Raw genomic sequence first — 2,404 nt, forward strand, 5'->3', positions numbered from 1 at the left:
GTGGCGGCGATCGGCTTCCAGTCGCACTTGGCGCGCCTGCGAAATCGTCAGGGGAATCTACGCTGTCCAACGAGAGTGCGCGACTTTCTTGGGCGGCTTGTGTCTCACACGGTGTGAGGTCGTATTCAGGAGGGCCGACTTCAGGAGGTGCATCGTGGGAATGGCAGAGCGGATCGACGAGGTCCTGCGTTCGGGTAAGGCGCCGAACCTGCACGGGCTCGTGCTGATGCGGGACGGGCAAGTACTGGTCGAGTGGTACGGGGCCGGGCGCGATTGAAGGTAGCTATCGTCCCACAGGTCAATTCGCACCCCCAGCCGTTGCGTCCCCGGAGGTCCGCATGTTTCCCTTAGCCGCTCATAAAAGAAGTGGGGAGTGGCGAACCATCTCCGGCCTCGCTGTCCCTCTTTTTGTGGCGGGGTTCCTCAATTTCGCTGCCCAGCTCGGAATTATCGCCATTCTAGGGCGTATGGGGGGAGAAGCTATTTATGTGCGTTCCCTGTATCAGCCTGTCAGCCTCATCGTCCTTGCCCTGAGTGTGGGCTTCGCGGTCTGCAACCAGGTCGCCGCCGCGATCAGCAAGGGGGCCGGGCGCCCCCAGGACGTCATGTCGAACGCCGCCAGCCTGGCCAGGGTGTGGCTCGGGCTCGGCGCGGCCCTGTACCTGGTCCTCGCGGTCGTGGCTACCTCCCTGCCTGGTCTCCTTCATGTGGACGCCGGGCTGCGGGACACGTTTGCCTCCTTCCTGCGCTGGACCAGCGCCGCGAGTCTGCTGGCCGTCGGGGCGGAGCTGTGCGCGTCCAGCCTGCGCGGCTATGGGTATGTGCGACAGGCCACCGTCTTGGTCATCTGTACGGCGAGCGTGAGGATCGGCCTCGTGGCCGGCCTCGGGCTCGGTGCCGACATCGGGATCGCGGCGGTGCCCATCGCCGAGGCGGCAGCGGGTCTGACCGGCCTGACCATGGGCCTGGTGCTGCTGCGCCGCACCGAGCTGTGGCATCCGCTGACCGTCCGGATCTGGCGGCGCGAGGTGTTCACCGACCTGCGCCGCATCGGTGTGCCCATCGCCATGTCCTTTCTCGTGCTCTCGGCGTACAACCTCGCGGTCATCGGCGTCCTCGGGAATTACGGGGAGAACGTTGTGGCCGGGTTCACGGTCGCTTCCACCCTGCAGAGCGTCGTGCTGCTGCCGGGCATGGTCCTGGGTACAGCCACAGCGATCACCGTCAACCAGCAACGTGGCGCGGGCGAATGGCGGCGAATACGTGAATCGATGCGCGGTGGCATCGAGGTCACCGTCGTGACCTACGTGGTGATCGCGGCGCTGGTGTGGTCACTGCATGACCCGCTGGCGCGGCTGATTGGCGGCGACGCCGGGGTGGCCGCAGCTACAAGCAGTTACCTGGGCGCCGTGGCGCTCACCTACGCCGTCCAGGGACCCGTGCTCGCCTCGCTGACCGTCATGGAGGAGACCGGCGGCGGCTTCCGGGCCATCGTGCTCAACGCAATTTACTTCGGCCTGATCGTTGCGGTCGGCGCGGTGGCGGCACACGCCGTCGGCAGCGCGGACGGCTTCTACGCCGCGGTGGCGTACTGCAACCTGATCGGCGTGACGGTGCCGCTCATCGCCGTACGACACATAAGAAAGCTGTCGGCCAGGGGCAGCGCCGCTCAGGCAGCCGCCGCGGCCGGCTGAAGCACAACGGGAGCCGGACGACGACGGGCACGGGGCGGGGTTCCGTCGCAGCCGCGCCCCGTCGACAACCAGGCCACTCTCTCCGACTACGCGATCATCGGCTCCAAAAATCTTGTACGAGCTAGTGGGCCGTCACGCAACCTTGGCTGGGTAACTGGTCCAGCTGCGGAGGGTGTGCCTTTCCGCAGTGATCTGCTGAGCTGGGCGTTTGCTGGCCTGGCTGTTTGATCCTGAAACCGCCTTCTACCGTGGGCGCAGGCACGCGAGGCGGTGATGGCGATGGCTTCGTTGCTGGAGGAGCTGATCCGGCGGCAGGCGGAGTCCCGTCAGCGGATCGAGGAGCTCGGTGAGCAACTCGCCGACGCCCGCCATCGCGGACGGTTCCGCACCCGCCTGGCCTCCGGCAAGAAGCCCTACCGAAAACGCATGGCCACCCTGGCGGTGGTCTACGACGCGGTGCCCGCGCCCCGCCGCCCCCACGACGTGGTCAGCCTCAGCGAACGCAGCGGGGACCGGTCGCTGCGCAACGGGCCGGCCGCCATCGACAAGTGGATCTACGGATCGGTCATCGACTCGGCCGAGCAGGTAATCGCGGTGATGTTCGACCAGGCCGAGGCCCGCGACAGCGTCCACGCGCGCACCCGGATTGTGCTGGCCGACGGCGACCACCATCAGATCCAGTGCTGAAAACCGAGGCCGATCGCCGCCAG

The 2,404-nt window shown here is 67.0% G+C and carries 3 protein-coding genes; all 3 read left to right on the forward strand.

Annotated features, from left to right (window positions below; genetic code table 11):
• Positions 1-154 precede the first annotated feature (154 nt).
• A complete protein-coding gene (locus AB0L65_RS62785) occupies positions 155-277 on the forward strand; it encodes a hypothetical protein (RefSeq protein WP_364267562.1) in 123 nt (40 codons plus the stop codon).
• A 133-nt stretch (positions 278-410) separates the two neighbouring features.
• Positions 411-1,694: an MATE family efflux transporter gene (locus AB0L65_RS62790; RefSeq protein WP_364267565.1), complete on the forward strand. Its 1,284-nt coding sequence runs from the start codon at positions 411-413 to the stop codon at positions 1,692-1,694.
• Between the two features lie 279 nt (positions 1,695-1,973).
• Entirely contained in the window at positions 1,974-2,381 is a 408-nt protein-coding gene (locus tag AB0L65_RS62795; RefSeq protein ID WP_364267568.1) for a hypothetical protein, read from the forward strand.
• The last annotated feature ends 23 nt before the right edge of the window (positions 2,382-2,404 follow it).

The sequence above is a fragment of the Nonomuraea sp. NPDC052116 genome (assembly GCF_040680035.1).
Taxonomy (GTDB): Bacteria; Actinomycetota; Actinomycetes; order Streptosporangiales; family Streptosporangiaceae; genus Nonomuraea; species Nonomuraea angiospora_A.

Coding starts and splice junctions, on each gene's coding strand:
- AB0L65_RS62795 (WP_364267568.1), top strand. CDS start 1,974: ATGGCTTCGTTGCTGGAGGAGCTGATCCGGCGGCAGGCGGAGTCCCGT.